The sequence below is a fragment of the Nostoc sp. NMS4 genome, from assembly GCF_017115095.1.
Classification (GTDB): domain Bacteria; phylum Cyanobacteriota; class Cyanobacteriia; order Cyanobacteriales; family Nostocaceae; genus Nostoc.
In genome coordinates this window covers 20,254-37,971 of record NZ_JABXKI010000158.1, presented here as the reverse complement: position 1 = coordinate 37,971, position 17,718 = coordinate 20,254, and the positions used below count along the sequence as shown (strand labels likewise).

Here is a 17,718-nt window from a genome sequence, read left to right as displayed (position 1 = left end):
TGAAATTAAAATAACCTCCAATCATACCACAAAATATTTATGCAAGAGTTCTTATGATTACGGTGAAAGCGATCGCAGCATAACCAGCAGTCAATAACGCCCCCGCTTTTTTGACACCTTCCACGATTGTCACTGGTACGTTGTGCCGCCAAACCCAATGCCAGAAACCACCAGGGTGCTGCAAATCTTCTTCAGTAATGGGGATGCCGCTACGATTAGAGACTTTCACCCAGATGCGATTCGGGACTAAGAGGAAGAAAGCGCGTGTCTCTTCTCTGAATGGGTGTTCGTATTTGATGAACTTGTGAATCTTTTGGCGATCTCTTCGGGGGTGGTCAGGTTTGAAACAGCCCCACATCATCAGGGCGTATTCGTTCAGGGGGTCAAGTTTCATCAATGTTGTGCCTTTTGGCTTAAGATAGGCAAATCTTTCTGACCAAGGCTGAGTTAAATCTTGTTTGGAGATGATTGCAATGTCAGTTTGTTTGTTGACAAAATCATCAAAAATCTGAGCGAATTCATCAGGAAGTTGAGTTTTACCGTAGTTGGCATCTAATTGACGACGACGTTTTGCTTCTCCCATGATCTTTGACTCCTTGTGAATTACTTTTAATTACTGAAAATGAATCGAATTGCTCTTTTGACGAATATTGAGGATTGCGATAGCTCCACTGAATGAACCAGTATGTTCCTAGCGCTCCTTCCACTTTCTGAAATTCGGCGCAGAAGATGTAGTTTTTCAGCACACTAGCGATCGCCTGATAACAAAACTCCTTCGGATCTCCCGGCATTCCTTCTTCACACCATTGCTGGAAAGCGCGATGGGCGAAGTGATTGTAGAGTCCGGCGAAATTGTCTTTACTGCGGCGGTGCATCAGAAAGCAAAGCAGCATCGAAGCCGGTCCCTTAAACTGATCTTTTAGTCCGCCAGCAACAGGAATCACCCATAACTCGGTGAATGGTTCGTTGGTGAAGTTTTCGTTGATGGTCAAGGCGCGGTCCAGGCGAGAAATGGCGATCGCAAAGTCAGCCTTATTCCCCTTGAGATAACCCCCTACTTGTGCTTCTAGAATTGTCAGTTTTGGAGGACAATCGAGAAGAAATTGCCCGTACTCTTTAGCGCAATTGGCTTGTAGTTTTGGTTGGGTGGGAGGAATGAGAAAGACGCTGTTGTTGATTTTGATGGTTTCCATAATCTCCAACAAAAAGCCGCGTCCCGTGTTCTGTACTTGCACGAGTTCTTTATCAAGCAGGGTTTGAATCACTGAATTAGAGAATTGAAACTGAAGGCGATGTAACGGAACACAACCACCACAAAGTCGAATCAAACGCAGCAAATGTTTGGCTCTCCCCTCGAAGTTCTCTGTAGAATTAGCCATTGTTTGCACCTCCAGTTATTACGACTAACTGTTGTTGCAGAGTTGCTATCTGTTGTTGATAAAGCTCAATCTCTGCCGTGATTTGTAAGAATAATTCCTGTGGAGAGAGTGGTTTAATTTGATTCTCTTCAAAGTGAAACAGTTCATCAGAATTTTTCTTAGGCATCAGCGCATAACGCCAACCATGACCAAATTGTTCGGCCAATTCTGTACCATTTGGGTAATAATGAAACCCCAAAATGATGCCCTCTTTAGTACGCTGATCCAAAGCAAAGCGGGGATAGTCCCAGTGTTGGGGTATCGAAATTGTTGGTTGCATAGGTTTAATTGGGGATTGTTGAGAATGTGGTGAAGGGCGATCGCTTGACAACTGCGATCGCCTGGAATGAGAATAATTATGCTGCCACTAACTCCGCCCTCTCCAGCAGCCGTTGCAATTTATCACCAGTTAGCTGTTCTAACGGCTGATCTAAAAAATATTCATCAAAAATCGATTTCCCATCAGTAGACACGTCCACCATCGACAACCACCAAACTGCATCCATTGCCGAGTTACACGGCTGTTGTTGAGACTCCCCACTACGCATAACCCACCAAGTACCGCAACTGCATCCCACTTCGCCCAGTTTCATATCGTTGCGGTAAATCCCATCATCAAGGATTTCAAAGCCGTACTTCTGGCATTCGTTGAAAATCTGCGCCATGATTTCGTTACCAGTGGTGCAAGGTGTTTCTGTAGCGTTTTGCTCTTGCACTCGTAAAGAGCCGTCTTTGTAATGTGTAGAGATGTAACGATGGCAAAGCATGACTGTAGCAGTACGATGGACTTCCTTGTTGTTCACCATCACTACCCAAGGTTGGGTTAAGTCGTCGTCGTAGGTAATGCTGGCTATCAATTTGTCATCGGCGTAATATTCATGATCGTAAAAGCTGATTTCTACCGGTGTTAGTGTTTCAGGTGCTTATACTAACCCTAATTTTTCTCGAACTATTACTTCATTTCTAAGGACTACCAGCAGAGCGGTTCCATCTTTGACGAAAAGCGGATTAAGGGCTGTTTAGTACATTTGCACGGGTGGGTTGAGGTTAAGTATTTTCCGAAAAAGTAATATATTTATTGTTTGCAAAGTGTAATATTACTGTAATAGTATTGCGTTAACAATCGAATAGCTGTATGGTTAGAATTGAATTTTGTAGAAAGCTCAAGTCAAACAAATTTTTAGTGTATTGAAAAAAGTATTGTTCTGTCGAACTAACTTGGCAGAGCGATATGATTATTTTCTGATTTAAAGCAACTAAATTTGAGTGTGCCAAAGCCTATTATTAATTGGCGGTAGTTTTTTGTATCCTGTTACTAAATATATAGTTTTAACAGATTTTATCTTAGTTAGCATAAAACAGCTAAAGATTATCAAAAAACAAGTTAGTTTTTTCAAAATTTAAATCTATAGTCAATAAAAATTAATGTTTTCATCATGATGCTCGTACTTTTAAACCTCCAAACTCTATATTTTGAGTATTTCTAAGTTTTGGAAAATACCTCTCTATCACATAAACTGAATTAAGGAATGCATTGAGTAGTTAGAGTGCCAAGAAGTTTTTTGTGTCATCAAATAAATTCGGTTAATTATAAATGATTAGCATTGAAACTTATGATTTCCACAAACAAGTTTTCTGAGCTACACAATTCTCAAGGCGATACATTGCAATTAGAAGAAGAGTTGCAGTTTAGCAAGTTTTTAATGGAACGTTTAATAGATCCAGTTTTCTGGATAAGTTCAGATGCACGGATTATATATGTCAATCAGGCAGCTTGTAATTTTGTAGGTGATTCCTATGAGGAATTACTTTCTATGACTATACATGATGTAATACTAGACTTTTCACTAGAAGTATGGACAAACTGCTGGAAAACTATTAAACAACAGGGTTCCTTATACTTTGAATCTATACATCAGACTCAAGAAGACCAGTGCTTAACAGTGGAAATCACTGCTAGCTATATGGAATATGAAAGCAGAGAGTATGGTTGTATCTTAATCCGAGATATCAGCAAGCGCAAGCATGTTTCATTCACCTTATCTAATGCTAATCAGGTACTAGAGTACAGAGTACAGGAGCTTTTAACCGAAAAAAAATACGTCGATCAGCAATTATCTCATGAAATGGCTGAGTGCAAGTGGGTAAAAGCAAAACTGGAGAATTCCCTTTCCTTACTTCAAGCAACTCTAGAATCTATCGATTGCGGTGTTATTGCTATTGGATGTGAGGGAGATATTATTAGCTCAAATCGGAAGTTTGCTCAGATGTGGCAGGTTCCAGATTCTATTATTAGTTCATGTAACTACCAGCAATATCTAACTTTTTACATAAGCCAAATTAACAATCCAGAAATATTGTGTAGAGATATCCAAAAACTCAATAGCCAAAAGCATTTTGAAAGCTATGATATTCTGGAATTCAAAGATGGTAGGTTTTTCGAGCGATGTAGTAAACCTCTACGGCTCAGTGAACAAATTATTGGGATAGTATGGAGTTTTCGAGACATCACTGAACGTCAACAAGCAGAATCAGAAAATCGCCGAATTCTAGAACAAGAAAAACAACTTGCTGAAGATAGAGCGCAGTTTGTCTCTATGGTTTCTCATGAATTCCGCAGCCCCCTGAATATAATTTCGTATTCGACTAGTTTATTGAAACGTCATAGTCACCACTGGACTGATGAGAAAAAACTCCAGTATTTGCAGCGTCTTCAAACAGCAACGGAACAGATTAGTCACTTAATGGATGAAGTTCTTCTAATTGGGAGTGCGGAAGCCGGAAAGCTACAGTGTGAGCTAAAACCGCTTGATTTAAACTTATTCTGCCGTGAGATATTAGCAGAAATAAACCTGCAAACAAATAGCCTAAATGCAGTTAACTTTGTTAGCAGAGGTAATTGTAAACCAGTGTGGGTAGATAAAAAATTGCTACAACCAATTCTCATAAATTTACTTTCAAATGCTATTAAATATTCTCCAATAAGTACTAAGGTTGATTTGATATTGTCTTACCAAGATGAAAAAGTTATTTTTAAAATTAAGGATAAGGGAATTGGTATTTCGCTAGAAGATCAACAACACTTGTTTAAGCCATTTTATCGAGGTAGGAATGTAGGTGACATACCAGGTAATGGATTAGGGCTGGCAATTGTCAAAAAGCTTGTAGACTTGCATCATAGTCAAATTGACGTGGTGAGTGAAGTTGGGAAAGGTACTATTTTTACAGTTACATTACTCTTAAAACAACCACTATAGCAATCCTAAATCATTTGTGAGAGAGTAAAAAGCTGAAAAGAGCAATGACTACAGTAGGAGACTTATGCTAAGGAAGCTAAAAAAGCGCTAGTCTCGTTTAAAGAAAAAGCATTGTCATTGAGTTTGGCATCCGCTAATGTAAAAAGACCGATGAACTGGTAAATGATGAAAAAAATATTAGTAATTGAAGATGAGGCGCAAACGCGAGACATATTAGTAGAAAGCTTGCAAGCAGAAGGTTTTGATACCATTTATGCAGAAAATGGTCGTGTTGGTGTCAATAAAGCACAAGAGTACTTGCCTGACTTAGTAATTTGCGACATTATAATGCCAGAACTTGATGGTTACGGTGTTCTGACTACGCTGCGTCAGAACTTTTTGACAGCAAAGATTCCGTTAATTTTTTTGACTGCTAAGACTAGCGATGTGGAACGGTACTATGGTATGGATCTAGGAGCAAATGCCTATGTAACTAAACCTTGTACAGTCGAGAGTTTACTAGCAGCGATCGCTAAAGTTTGTAAACTAAGTAGGTGGTCAAATCAATATGATCTATGAAATAATTTTTGCATAATTTTTGTGCTTTTGATTGACTAATAATTCATCAGTTAACATCAGAGCCAACTATGACAAAAGTTTTGGTGATTGAAGATCAGTCCGAAACCAGAGATATCTTTGTAGATAGCTTAGAGGCAGAAGGTTTTGAAGCCATCGGTGCAAACAATGGTCTTGTTGGTGTGCAGAAGGCGCTAGAAAACTTACCAGATTTGGTGCTTTGTGACATTATGATGCCAGAACTTGATGGTTACGGTGTTCTCTCGACTCTGCGCCAAGATCCTACTACAGCTATGATCCCCTTTATTTTTCTGACTGCTAAAGCTACGAAGGCTGAACTTCGTCAAGGCATGGATTTGGGAGCTGATGACTATCTTACCAAACCCTCGACGGTAGAGGAATTATTGGCAGCGATCGCAACTCGACTGCAAAAACAAGCAGCAATGAAAGAGTATTACGCAGCACATTTTCCCCAAACTCTAGTTTCACCTTTATCTGAAACGACAAAATCAGTAAATTCGCAATCGATATTTCCTTCTGACTCTCATCTAAGCCAAGTCTTCGAGTACATTGAAGCAAATTATCATCAACCAATTAGTTTACAAGATGTGGCTCTTGCTGTTGGTTACTGTCCTGCTTACTTAACCGACTTAGTACGCCGTCATACGGGACAAACAGTCAATCATTGGATTCTGGAACGTCGAATGGTAGCAGCACAGACCTTGTTGCTTGAAAGTAACTTGTGCGTGAATCAGATTGCTGAAACGGTAGGTTATCAGCATGAAGGCCATTTTTTCCGCCAGTTTCGTCAGTATCACAAGACTACTCCCCAAGCTTGGAGGAAGGCACAATTATTAACAACTTAAAATTGTACCCTTACAGGGAAGCAAGCTACGCGCAGCATCTCGTAGATAAGAGATCCCCGACTTCTTAAAAGAAGTCGGGGATCTGACTATATAAGTTAGAACAGTAAAAACTAAAAAAATGTGAGTCTTATACAAAGATTGTGCATTGAAGTAATGAGTTACCTTTCCTAAGCTGCTAAAGATAAGAAGCAGTAAAAGAATTTTAGAATTGAAGCTTCCTATTTATACGTTTATGTAAAAATTTTTAGACCTCAACAGGTATTGCATTTTGAAAATGAAGCATTTTCATCGTTTTTTTTACCCTCCAGCTTGGCCGATCGCTGCGAAGATTTCGGCGGCATTGGTTGCGGCGGCGCTGATACCGATGAGCTTCATTTCCTATTACAATCTGCGACAGAGTTTAGATAGTGTCGAGGCTGGAGAATACCGCAAGTTAGAACTATTAGCTACTAGTGTTGCTAGTCGGCTTGACCAATTAATTATTGATATTCAGCGGATTGTGGTTCAAGTTAGCAGCGATCGCAATGTGGTAAATTTTCTCGCTGCAACCTCTTCTGGAGAACGAGCAGACTTGCGTAATGATATGCAACAAGCTCTAGAAAATGTCTTCCGCTCTAATCCAGACTTTGATGCTATTTTTATCATGGATAAAGAGGGACGTGCTGTTGCGGCGACTGATCCCACATTTGTTGGTCAAAATTACGCTTTCCGTGAATATTTCCGTTCTAGCATTCAGGGTAACTCCTATATATCTAGTATTCTGGTGGGGAAAACGACGAAACGACCCGGAATGTTTCTCTCTCACCCAGTGCGATCGCCTAGTGGTGAAATCGTCGGAGTCTTAGTACTCAAAATTAGGGGCGCAGATATCAGAGCGATTGTCAATACATTGCAAGTAGGTTCTCAAAGCTACGCATTTCTCATTGACCAACAGGGGGTAATCATCAGTCATGCCGATCAATCTCTGCTTTACCATAGCCTCATCCCTTTGCCCCCTGATATTTTAAAGCAGATTGCCGCCGATAGACGTTATGGCTTAGAGCAGATTCAGAGCTTGAACATTGCCGAGTTAAAAGTGATGGTGAAAGCAAAACTTGTAGGTCATGCAATCTATCGCTTTCCACCCCAGCAGATGCCCCGCATAGTTGGTTTTGCACCTTTGGCAGAACAATCCTGGGTTTTGGGAATCAGCCAACCCAAGGCACAGTTTGCTGCACCTTTGAATCGGCTAATTTGGCTGCACAGCAGCAGTGTGGTAGTTGTAGGCGGTATCACAGCGATCATGGCGCTACTCTTAGCCAGAAGAATTTCTCGACCGATTCACGCCCTCACAGAAGCGGCTCAAGCGATAGAACATGATGATTTTGATTCTCATGTATTGGAATTGCGTCAGAGTTTGGCGAAATCAACTCATAGCCAAGATGACATCGGTCAATTAGTGTGTGTTTTCTTAAAGATGGCTGAAAAAGTCAAAATGCGAGACCAGAAATTGAAAATGCAAGTCCAAGAACTTCGCATTGAAATTGACGAAACCAAAAGAGCTAACAATGTTGCGGAAATTACGGAAAATGAACACTTTCAGCAGTTACAAATGAAAATCCAAAAGCTGAGAGAACAGACGGTAACTGTTAGCGAAACTGAGACAGAGTACTACCAGAGATTGCAGAGTAAAGTCCAATCGTTGAAAGAGCGATCGCTAAAAACTGAGGTATAAATCATGTCATTCGACGACGAACTGATATCACGAGAGGAAGTGCTGGCGGGTTTACCTGCGAGACGAGCGAATATGCTACTGTTTTTGATCGAGAGTCGGACGGCGCAAATAGTGGCGCGATCGCTAGTGGAATTTTCCTTAACAGAACAATCTACCAATGAGCGTGATTTAGCTTTTTTAGAAGCCTTTGCTTTAGGAAATGCCCCACCAATCCACCCCACGATTCAGCACTTGGAACGCTACGCCAGTCAGTGGGCATCTCTAGTACCAGAAAACCCCAAACTGAAAGCAGCGATCGCCCATGCTTTGGGACAAAAATACACTTTCACTGAGAAAACAGTACCTCACATCCGCGCCGCTTTAGGTTTGGATGAGAAAACGGTACAGGTGGCTTATTCCCGCTTTTATAGAAAACAACTGTTGACTATTTTTGCATCCCAATTGCCACTGATTGAACAGTGGCGTTGGATGAGTGCCGCGATCGCTCAAAGTCTCGAATCTCTGCCACCCTTCTGGTTAGCTTCCATACTCACCGTTGCGTTAGGGCTTCCCCAAGCCTTCTTAGCCTTGCCCATTGCTGTGGCCGATGTTGGCCCATTAGCTACCATTGCCTTTTTGCTGATTATCGGTACCATCAACATCCTGACGATGGCTTGTATGGCAGAAGCCGTAGGGCGTAGTGGTGACTTCCGTTATGGGAATTCTTTCATTAAACAATTAGTATCTAATTATTTAGGAAATGCAGGTTCATTTATACTTTCTATTGCAGTTGGTATCCGGGTTTTTCTGATTGCATTAGCTTGTTATATTGGTTTGTCGGTGACAATGGCCAGCTTCACACCCATACCGGCAGCATTGTGGGCAGCATTGCTTTTTGGTGGAGGGTTATATTTGCGATCGCGTAAATCTTTGAACTTCACCGTCGCCTTAATGGTATTTTTGGCAGTAATCAACGTGAGTTTGCTGCTGATCCTTTCCCTGCTGGCATTCGGTCATGTTCAATTAGAAAATTTATTATATGTAAAATTGCCCTTTCTTGATGGTCATTTCCAACCGGGGATACTACAGAGGATTTTCGGTGTCAGCCTGATGCTTTACTTTGGCCATGTGTATGTCGGGGAATGTGGCAAACTCATACTTCCGCGTGACTCTAGCGCCACCTCCTTGATTTGGGGTAGCGTCGCCGGCACAGCTTTTTTGACTATATTGTTTTGCATTTGGGTATTAGCAGTTAATGGAGCGATCGCCCCCCAATTACTAGCAGGACAATCAGGCACCGCTTTAGCACCACTAGCACGAGAAGTAGGTTCCATCGTCACAGTTTTGGGTGCAGTTTTAGTCACCCTACTTTTGGGAATGGCTTGGCTACGTAGTTCCAGTCTATTAGTAAACTTAGCTAAAGAGTGGTTGCCTATCCGACCGAAATCTGTATTAAGCTTGCCTCGCCAACAAGGAATGTTAATATTACATCCCTCTGGAGAATCCAGCCAGATTCCCCATATTGGTTTAACCTACTTGGGACAATCAGACACTCAATCTAAGTTTCGTGTAGATATTCAGTTAAGCGGCAAAGTTGACTCTGTAGAAATTTTCATCGCTGAACATTGGGATATTAAAGAGCTATTTAATCAATTTCCCGACTTACGCAAGTGGGATACCCGCTTGGCTCTAGAGGTAAAATCAGCTAACCAGGATAGAGCTTGTCTACAAATCATTTCACCCATGCTCTTAATTTATGAAGGAGGCTTGAAAGCTGATACCGGAAATTTTGCTTTTGAGCATCAGAGTCAAACCAGAAAGTTTTGGACAACCTTACTAAACCAACGTCGCTTTTTCTTATCCATCAGCCCCTTACTGCTAGTCTTCCTGTTGACAGAGTGGCTTTTCTTAGCCGGTGTCCAATCCTTTACCAATATACTCGCCTTCGCCGGCATCCTTGGCAACTCCCTTGTTGGTGGTATTTTCCCAGTTTTATTATTAGTTTCTAGTCGGCGCAAAGGCGAACTTATACCCGGAGTAGTCTTGAAGATTCTCAACCATCCGTTGTTCAGCGTGGGTGTATACAGTTTATTCTTAGGCATCCTGCTGATCCACGGCTTATTTATCTGGGAAAATTCCGTGGCGCGGATTACTGCATTGTCCGTTGCTGCACTATCTTTAGGAGCAACTCTAGTCATGAAAAACTATGGAGCCTTTGCTTCTCGTGTAGTTGTAGAACTACGAGAAGATCAACACCTGGGAGGTAGTTCCGTATTCACAATCACAGCAGGTGGACAACCAAAAATCGCCCAAGTGCTGCTCGGATATGCCGATGGTGAGCAACATCACCAAGCAGCCACAATTGAGATTCCATCACTCTCATCCCTGCGCTATGCCACCTTTCAGTTACCAAACAAGCAAGAAAAAGAACTCAGAGTGTGGGCGCACACAAGCAACTCCAAAGTTGACTCCAGAAGTTTGCCAGCACTTGTAGAAGTCCAAAGTGGAGACAAGAATATGCAGTTTAACTTGCAGCTATCCAACGGACGAGTTTTATTACCCTTGGGGGGCGATCGCTGCTGGTTAAAATTCACCTTCCCAGAGTTAGAAGTTAAGAGTTAGGAGTTAAGAGTTAGGAGTTAGGAGTTATAAGAATTCTTTCCCCAATGTCCCATGCCCAATGCCCAATAAATAATTAATTACGAGGTAATATATGGCACAAATTATCGCAGTTCATTCATTCCGTGGCGGTACTGGTAAATCAAACTTGATTGCCAATATAGCAGCTACTATGGCGCTTCAAGGACAACGTGTAGGCATTATTGATACTGACATCCAATCACCAGGAATTCACGTTATTTTCGGACTCAACGAGAATAAAATAGAACGCTCACTCAATGATTATTTATGGGGACAATGTGATATTAAAGACGCAGCCTATGACGTGACTGATACTCTAATTGCAGAACCAGGAAATGCAGGTACAGTCAAGGGTAGGCTTTACCTAGTACCTTCTAGTATTAAAGCTGGTGAAATCGCTAGAATTCTGCGTGAAGGATATGATGTAATCCGACTCAACGATGGTTTTCAGCAACTTATTCGCAGCCTGAAACTAGACTATTTATTAATAGATACACATCCAGGATTGAATGAAGAAACCTTACTTTCCATTGGTATTTCTAATGTTCTAATAATTCTCTTACGTCCAGATAATCAAGACTTTCAAGGTACTGCGGTAACAGTGGATGTAGCCCGGAAGCTCAGAGTGCCAAAAATGTTGCTAGTAATTAACAAGGCGTTACCAAGCTTGAACTTTGCAGACTTGCAACAACAGGTTGAGAAAATCTACAACGTCCCAGTAGCCGGAATTTTGCCCCTTTCCGAAGAAATGATGCAGCTAGCAAGCCTTGGTATTTTCTCCCTACGTCACCCTGAACATCCCATCAGTCAGACAATTGCAGGAATTACCGATCAGATTGCTGGTTTAGTCGTTACTCGTTAGTTATTGGGCAATTCAATTTTGGATTTTGGATTTTAGATTTTGGATTAAATTTCAATCTAAAATTCAAAATCGTTCGACTGAGCGTAGTCGAAGTCTAAAATCTAAAATTCCTGCTTCCCCACTCTCCCATCGCCTATGATTAAACAATCATTTCGTACCGATATCCTCACCTACTTTGGAGCCACTGCTACAGAGGCGGAAGAATTATTGGTATACAATCAAAACGTTTTTGATCACAACACATTAACTCATCCTTTCAAGTTCCCCCTTACTCCTGAATTTTTTGTGGCTGCTTGGGAATAATACGCCGCTGCAGCCAAAGTTTTAGGAGTATTTGAAGCACTCAAACAACGACTGATTCAGTTGCGATTCCCCATTAAAGAAGGTATTAGCCAAACTGAAGCGTATCTGTCTGCCACTCGTCGGGGCGTTGCTACGGATGGAATCTCTGAAGCGACTGGTTTAGTTTTACAACAACCAGAAAAACTCCAATTAATACTGCATCAAAGCTTGGCTGGCATCATACCAGTATTAATAACTGGAAACCGACAAGACTTTGTTTCTTTAGTACAAGCCCTAATAAAGCGAAATGAACCCCAGCCAATCCCTAACTCTATGGGAGCTTGTATAATTAGCGGATTTAATAATTGGGATCGGATTCGTCAGTATCGTCAAAAATGGGGGGCGGAAAATTTTGCTAACTCAGAAATTAATTGGGCAAAAGAATTTCAAGGCTTGATACCACAGAAACAACTTTATCAAGATAAATTCATTATTTTGAGTGATGGCGATTATAGCAACGTTTCAGCCACCGATATGGGACTTGAAAAATCCCAATGGCAGCAGCTATCACTAACAATTCGGCTGGAACATGAATGTACACACTACTTTACACGCCGCTTATTTAACTCGATGCAAAACAATATCCTTGATGAGCTAATTGCCGACTACAGAGGGATTGTAGCCGCTACCGGGTATTATCGAGCCGACTGGTGTTTGCGATTTCTGGGGTTAGAGTCGTTTCCTGATTACCGCGAGGGAGGTAGACTACAAAATTATCGGGGTAATCCACCACTCTCCGATGGAGCTTTTAAGATTATACAAGCATTAGTGAAAGCAGCCGCCGAAAATTTGCAGTGCTTTCACGCTGAGTATGCAACGAAATTAACTGATACTAATATTCAACCGTTGATGTTAATGGCATTGACTTATTTAACATTGGAAGAATTAGCTTCAAAAGAGGCTAACTCAATTATTCAACAACACTTAGATACATTGCTGAAAACTTCGTGTGTAGAGACGCAAAATTTTGTATCTCTACAAGAATCAAAAATATCAAATTCAAAATAGGTATTAGTTATGACAGAAGTTTTACTCAAAGAATTAACTACCAGTGACATTGATTGGATGATTGCCACAGGTCATCAACGAGAAATAGCTCCTGGCACTATACTGATCCAAGAGGGAAAAGCTGCCGATTGTTTACACATTTTGCTAGATGGCATTTTAACAGTTAGCATTTCTCAACCAGATAATAATCCTTTAACTCGTGCTTTTGCAGCTATCGAAGGAGATGAAGTCTTCAGTCGGGAGATTGCCAGATTATCTCGTGGTGAGGTAGTAGGAGAACTTCCCTTAGTAGGGACTCGTGTTACAGCCACAACTGTGAAAGCTGTAGAGAAATCTCTAGTAATGTCGATTTCACAACAAAAATTGGCAGCAAAATTGCAGCAAGATGTTGGTTTTGCTGCGCGTTTTTATCGAGCGATCGCAATTATCCTTTCCGATCGACTCCAAAGTACCATTAATCAACAGGGACGTAACAATTTAGCACAAAGTCAACCTTTGAGAGATGTCCTATTTGTGTTGGGAGGATTACATGATAGTGACATCGATTGGATGACGACTTGTGGTAAGATACAGAAAATTCTGGCTAATACCGTACTTATCAGTGAAAGAGGGCTTGTGGATGGGCTGTATATTCTTTTAGATGGAGCAATGTGTCTTTCTATTGATGAAAATGAGCGTAACCCCTTAGCTCGTGCTTTTGCTGCTATAGAAGGTAGTGAAGCTTCTGGTAGAGAAATAGCCAGATTATCCAAAGGCGAAATCATCGGCGAAACACCCTTCATTGATGGTCGCCTACCTTTAGCAACGGTTAAAGCTATTGAAGATTCAATTGTATTGTCAATTGACCGACAGCAATTAGCAGCAAAGTTACAGCAAGATATCGGATTTGCATCTCGTTTTTATCAAGTTATTGCAACATTGCTTTCTCAAAGATTGCAAGGAATGCTGAATCAGCTTGGTTATGGTAGGCGGGTTTATAGTAAAGGTTTACCGTTAGCTAAAGATGTAGAATATGAGGATGAATTGAATGATAACGTTTTAGACCGTGTGGCGATCGCAGCAAAAAGATTTGATTGGATGCTGGGGCAGTTAAAAGTAAGTTAAATTGCTGGGTATAGCAGCCCACTACTTGATATCACTGGCAATATTGGTACTTGCTAGAGTCCTAGTTGATTGACATAAGCTGGTAGTGGCAATAGTTTATTTAATAGCACCTTGTCAGCCGTCCAGAACTGTGCTTGTTCGCCCTCAGCACAAGCTAAAAATGCAGCATCATAGAGTGTTGGTAGTTGATATTGTTCTGCAATTTCCCAAGCTCTGACTCTGAGCAACTGCTCGTTAATGTAATCTATGGGTAGATTGCAAAAATCTAGATAACAGCCTTCTGCTTCTTCGATTGTCAGTAAACCCATCCTGACTTTCTTACGTAATACTGAGCCTATTTCCGCCCAAGCAAAGCTGGGAATAACTAAACGTGTATGTCCCACAACTGCTTCCAGCACCAGATTATCTGCTAATGGTTCATTTTCATCAGGCACAAGATAGGCAATAAGAACGCTTGTGTCCAAGCATAAGACTTTATTCACTTCGCATATCCCCTTCTCTGAGGCGATGAATGAGAACATTCACATCTGGGTGTATGCCAGTTCTAGCCTTGATTTTGGCACGTCTGGCTACGATGCTCTGATGAGTAGCAATAGCCTGTCGTCGTTTAACCTCTCGTTCCACCGCTTCAACCACTAGCTCGTTGAATGACTCTGAGCCATCTTTAAGATGTTTTGCTTTGTTTAACAAAGGAATAGGAAACCGGATTGTGACTGCTTCACGTTCCATGTTCATTTATATAATTCATTTTGTGATATCTAATTATATAACCATTTTCTGGTGAAGATATAAAATCGATGAATTTTAACTAAAAAAATCATAGCATTAACTAAAAATTGTGCATTGTGTTCAATCGCGCTTTTAGTGTGCGATCGCTATTTTGCTTTCTTATAGACTACAAGGAATGCTGAGTAAGGTTTGCCGTTGCTTGAAAATATGGCGGAATATTATGAAGATGAATTGAATGATAACGTTTTAGATGGTGGGACGGTTAAGAGTAAGTTGAATTCCTGGATAGAGAGCGCATCAGATTATTAGATAGTGAATTCATCGTGACAAAAAGCCAAAAAAATCATAGTCTCACCGAAAAATTGTGCATTGTGTTCAAATGCATTTGAACGCTACTTTGCTTTCTCATAAATTACAAAGAATGATCACTCAACTTCATTATAGCAGGCAGGTTTATAGCAAAGGTCTGCTGTTTGGTAAAAATTTTGAATATGAAGATGAATTGAATAATAACATAACACTTTAGATGGTGTGGCACTATTGGGTAAAAGGTTTGATTAGATGCTGAGACAGCTAAAAGTAAGTTGAATTCATGAACTCTAACAAAAAAAATGACAGTCTTACCTAAAAAATGTGCATTGGTTTAAAAGTTACTTTGCAGCAAAATCTTAATAGAATCCTGGTTTTGCTTACCGTTAGCTAAAAACCACTAGCAATCACTACTTATTTATTTAATTGAGGCGAATATCATGTCTGAAGAAAATAACCTGTCAAGAAACAAAGTCCAACCTGAATTTGAAGAAATCGAAAAGAAAATTGCTTATATGGTAGACGCTGAAAATCAAGAGAGTCAGGAAGAAGAGGAACAAGAAATTGATTTTGCTGACTCAACAGATGTGAGCGGTGGTTGGGAAGTTTCTTATAAAACTGTATCCGCGAACTGACCCAACTGGGGAGGGCTACGCACTTATTAGGTGATATCTGGTATGGGCTACAAAATCTAGTATTAAGAATCTAGATTTCGTAGCCGACACCAGTCCGAAGACCGGTCTGATGTTCCCCAGTTGCTTTGAGATGCCAAACAATTCAGGCAAGACACTTTTACCATACAGTCTTACACGATCCAATACTTGTCGGTTAAGGGGAAAGGGGAAAAGGGGAAAAGGGGAAAGAAAAAACCTTTAACCTTTACCCAAAACCCAATTCCGAGTTAAAAATGCTTAACCGAGCAGTATTGTTACACGACCGATCCATAAACGTAGTTTTGGGATAGAGATGAATAATATGATTGATGAAAAAATATGGCAAGGTGTTAATTATCTACTTGATGACTATGCTATGGTAAAAGCGGAAGATAAAGTCATTATTGCTTATACAAAAAACAGTCGAGAATCCGCAGCATGGGTAAACCATGCTCTTGAATTACGAAATATAGAGGTAAATTCAATTTGGATGAAGCCACTAAAGGATGCAGGGTTTTTCGACAGATTTGTGAATGTACTTCCTCAAAAAGAAAAGCTTGCTGGAAATAGGAAGCTTTATATTATGACATTTGAGCTTGATACCTTCTCGCACACAAATGAAATTATGAAAGCACTATCTATATATGATGAAGAAAATTACTTGATTATTCGTGCAATGAGTGCTTGTTCCGATTTATTTTCTTATGCACTTCATGCTAAACCAAAACAATTATTAGCGCGTAATTCCACTATTCTAGAACGATGTATGCAAGCAAAAACTTTACGAATAAAGTGTCAAGGAGGGACTGATTTAAAAGTACACTTAGATTCAGAGCGTTTTCGCTGGATAAGTAATCACGGAGTATGGAGAGAAAGGGATACTCTTATTCTGCCAGCAGGAGAAGTTGCAACTTACCCTGATTGTATTGAAGGGACACTAGTTGCAAATTTTGCATTCAATTTAAATGCTACTACATATATCGATACTCGTCTTGAAAATAATCCTATCAAGGTTTTTATTGAAAAAGGAAAAGCTACAGATTTTGAATGTGAAAATATGAAAATGAAGTCCGTCGTCGCAAAGTGTTTTAATAGTCCTAACGGTATGAACGTCGGCGAGCTAGGATTTGGTACAAACTACTGCGTACAACATGCTATCCCATTAAATTCTCATATAAATGAACGATGTCCAGGAGTCCATTTAGGCTTTGGGCAACATAATCAGGGTTCTAGTTTATACCAATCTAAAATTCATTTAGATTTAATAACTAAGGGAGGGTTCATTTGGGTAGATGAAGACTCTTTACCGCTGAATTTGGATGATATAACACCATCATTAAATGCTCACCCATTAAACTGTCAGGCAGAGGACGTATTTTCACCTGATAGCGATCGCGACATAAAAAATGATTGCTGCGGGATAATTAGATGATAAATAATCTTTGGTTTAGACCCGAATGGTATTAATAAAATGACTCTCTTTTCATCAAAAATTGTATGAAGAAAAATCTTTGGACTGAGAATGCATCGGTTCTTGCTAAAGCTTACGCCCGCGCTGCTGGTACTATTCGGTTTGAGGTAGTAACGCGTGCTTTGCTGACTCACATGACTCCGAAGCCACAGCGCGTAGTCGATGTAGGTGGTGGGTTCGGTCAGCAAGCAATTATGTTAGCTCGAGCAGGTCATTCAGTAGTGATTGTGGATCTCGATCCAAGAATGCTTGCTATTGCTAAACATAAGTTATCATCTGAATCTGAAGTGGTTCGCTCACGGATTGAACTAGTTCAAGGTGATGGAGAGGATGTAGTAAACCTAGTTGGTACCGATTTTGACTTGGTATGTTGTCATAGTGTATTGATGTATGAAGAGAATCCTGCTCCGATGCTATTGAGTTTAACAAATCTGGTGCGTCAAGGTGGTTTAATTTCGGTGCTTTCCATCAACACAGAAGCCATAGCCATGCGGTGTGGACTGCAAGGACAATGGCAAGAGGCAATCATGAGCTTAGAAGGTGGGACACAAATAGACAGTAAGTATTTGCCTACTTATGATCATTCTCGCAACCATATCACTAAAATTTTGGAATCTTCTGGATCTTTGGTTAAGAAATGGTACGGAGTTGGCATATTCACCGATCACATCACTAAGCCAATGACAGTAGAAAATTATTCGGATATCTACTTAGCAGAATGGCTTGCTGGTGAACAAGATCCTTATCGGCAAGTTGCCCGTTGTTTTCATCTTCTTGCTGAACGTATTTAAAGGTGTTGCTTCTCATTCTT

General features: G+C 40.5%; 16 protein-coding genes and 1 pseudogene. 11 read left to right on the top strand and 6 right to left on the bottom strand.

What is annotated here, in order from left to right:
- Window positions 1-37: 37 nt before the first annotated feature.
- The 4 genes from HWQ37_RS34615 to HWQ37_RS13320 form a co-directional block, all read right to left on the bottom strand.
- Window positions 38-583 (bottom strand): DUF3854 domain-containing protein, encoded by a 546-nt coding sequence (locus HWQ37_RS34615; RefSeq protein WP_363318115.1) that lies wholly within the window; start codon window positions 581-583, stop codon window positions 38-40.
- Window positions 537-1,379 (bottom strand): hypothetical protein, encoded by an 843-nt coding sequence (locus HWQ37_RS13330; RefSeq protein WP_292747975.1) that lies wholly within the window; start codon window positions 1,377-1,379, stop codon window positions 537-539. Before HWQ37_RS13330 ends, HWQ37_RS34615 begins: the two co-directional genes overlap by 47 nt.
- Window positions 1,372-1,698: a hypothetical protein gene (locus tag HWQ37_RS13325; RefSeq protein ID WP_292747973.1), complete on the bottom strand. Its 327-nt coding sequence runs from the start codon at window positions 1,696-1,698 to the stop codon at window positions 1,372-1,374. The genes HWQ37_RS13330 and HWQ37_RS13325 overlap by 8 nt, the downstream gene beginning before the upstream one ends.
- A gap of 76 nt (window positions 1,699-1,774) precedes the next feature.
- Entirely contained in the window at window positions 1,775-2,275 is a 501-nt protein-coding gene (locus tag HWQ37_RS13320) for a hypothetical protein (RefSeq protein ID WP_292747971.1), read from the bottom strand.
- Between the two features lie 756 nt (window positions 2,276-3,031).
- On the opposite strand from HWQ37_RS13320, the gene HWQ37_RS13315 reads away from it, so the two are divergent.
- The 8 genes and pseudogenes from HWQ37_RS13315 to HWQ37_RS13280 all read left to right on the top strand — a co-directional run bounded on the left by HWQ37_RS13315 (window position 3,032) and on the right by HWQ37_RS13280 (window position 13,745).
- The gene (locus HWQ37_RS13315) at window positions 3,032-4,675 is read left to right on the top strand and encodes a sensor histidine kinase (protein ID WP_292747969.1); all 1,644 of its coding nucleotides are present in this window, start codon (window positions 3,032-3,034) and stop codon (window positions 4,673-4,675) included.
- 162 nt (window positions 4,676-4,837) lie between these two features.
- The gene (locus HWQ37_RS13310; protein WP_363318114.1) at window positions 4,838-5,233 is read left to right on the top strand and encodes a response regulator transcription factor; all 396 of its coding nucleotides are present in this window, start codon (window positions 4,838-4,840) and stop codon (window positions 5,231-5,233) included.
- A gap of 68 nt (window positions 5,234-5,301) precedes the next feature.
- Entirely contained in the window at window positions 5,302-6,096 is a 795-nt protein-coding gene (locus HWQ37_RS13305) for a response regulator transcription factor (protein ID WP_292747967.1), read from the top strand.
- A gap of 274 nt (window positions 6,097-6,370) precedes the next feature.
- Window positions 6,371-7,810: a PDC sensor domain-containing protein gene (locus HWQ37_RS13300; RefSeq protein ID WP_292747965.1), complete on the top strand. Its 1,440-nt coding sequence runs from the start codon at window positions 6,371-6,373 to the stop codon at window positions 7,808-7,810.
- 3 nt (window positions 7,811-7,813) lie between these two features.
- Window positions 7,814-10,411: an amino acid permease gene (locus tag HWQ37_RS13295; RefSeq protein ID WP_292747963.1), complete on the top strand. Its 2,598-nt coding sequence runs from the start codon at window positions 7,814-7,816 to the stop codon at window positions 10,409-10,411.
- 91 nt (window positions 10,412-10,502) lie between these two features.
- Window positions 10,503-11,291: a MinD/ParA family ATP-binding protein gene (locus HWQ37_RS13290; protein ID WP_292747961.1), complete on the top strand. Its 789-nt coding sequence runs from the start codon at window positions 10,503-10,505 to the stop codon at window positions 11,289-11,291.
- 135 nt (window positions 11,292-11,426) lie between these two features.
- Window positions 11,427-12,641 (top strand): annotated as a pseudogene (locus tag HWQ37_RS13285) (DUF7005 family protein).
- Between the two features lie 9 nt (window positions 12,642-12,650).
- Complete coding sequence (locus tag HWQ37_RS13280) at window positions 12,651-13,745, top strand: cyclic nucleotide-binding domain-containing protein (protein ID WP_292747959.1); 1,095 nt, start codon at window positions 12,651-12,653, stop codon at window positions 13,743-13,745.
- Window positions 13,746-13,798: 53 nt separating this feature from the next.
- On the opposite strand, the gene HWQ37_RS13275 is transcribed toward HWQ37_RS13280, so the two are convergent.
- Window positions 13,799-14,227 carry a type II toxin-antitoxin system VapC family toxin gene (locus tag HWQ37_RS13275; RefSeq protein ID WP_292747957.1) on the bottom strand — a complete coding sequence of 143 codons (429 nt, stop codon included), beginning with the start codon at window positions 14,225-14,227 and terminating at the stop codon, window positions 13,799-13,801.
- Window positions 14,220-14,480, bottom strand: a complete 261-nt coding sequence (locus HWQ37_RS13270; RefSeq protein ID WP_292747955.1) for a YlcI/YnfO family protein — start codon at window positions 14,478-14,480, stop codon at window positions 14,220-14,222. The genes HWQ37_RS13275 and HWQ37_RS13270 overlap by 8 nt, the downstream gene beginning before the upstream one ends.
- Before the next feature lie 743 nt (window positions 14,481-15,223).
- On the opposite strand from HWQ37_RS13270, the gene HWQ37_RS13265 reads away from it, so the two are divergent.
- From HWQ37_RS13265 to HWQ37_RS13255, 3 genes are all read left to right on the top strand, one after another.
- Window positions 15,224-15,418 (top strand): hypothetical protein, encoded by a 195-nt coding sequence (locus tag HWQ37_RS13265; RefSeq protein ID WP_292747953.1) that lies wholly within the window; start codon window positions 15,224-15,226, stop codon window positions 15,416-15,418.
- Window positions 15,419-15,758: 340 nt separating this feature from the next.
- Window positions 15,759-16,868, top strand: a complete 1,110-nt coding sequence (locus tag HWQ37_RS13260) for a M29 family metallopeptidase (protein WP_292747951.1) — start codon at window positions 15,759-15,761, stop codon at window positions 16,866-16,868.
- 65 nt (window positions 16,869-16,933) lie between these two features.
- Complete coding sequence (locus tag HWQ37_RS13255) at window positions 16,934-17,698, top strand: class I SAM-dependent methyltransferase (protein WP_292747949.1); 765 nt, start codon at window positions 16,934-16,936, stop codon at window positions 17,696-17,698.
- Window positions 17,699-17,718: the final 20 nt, after the last annotated feature.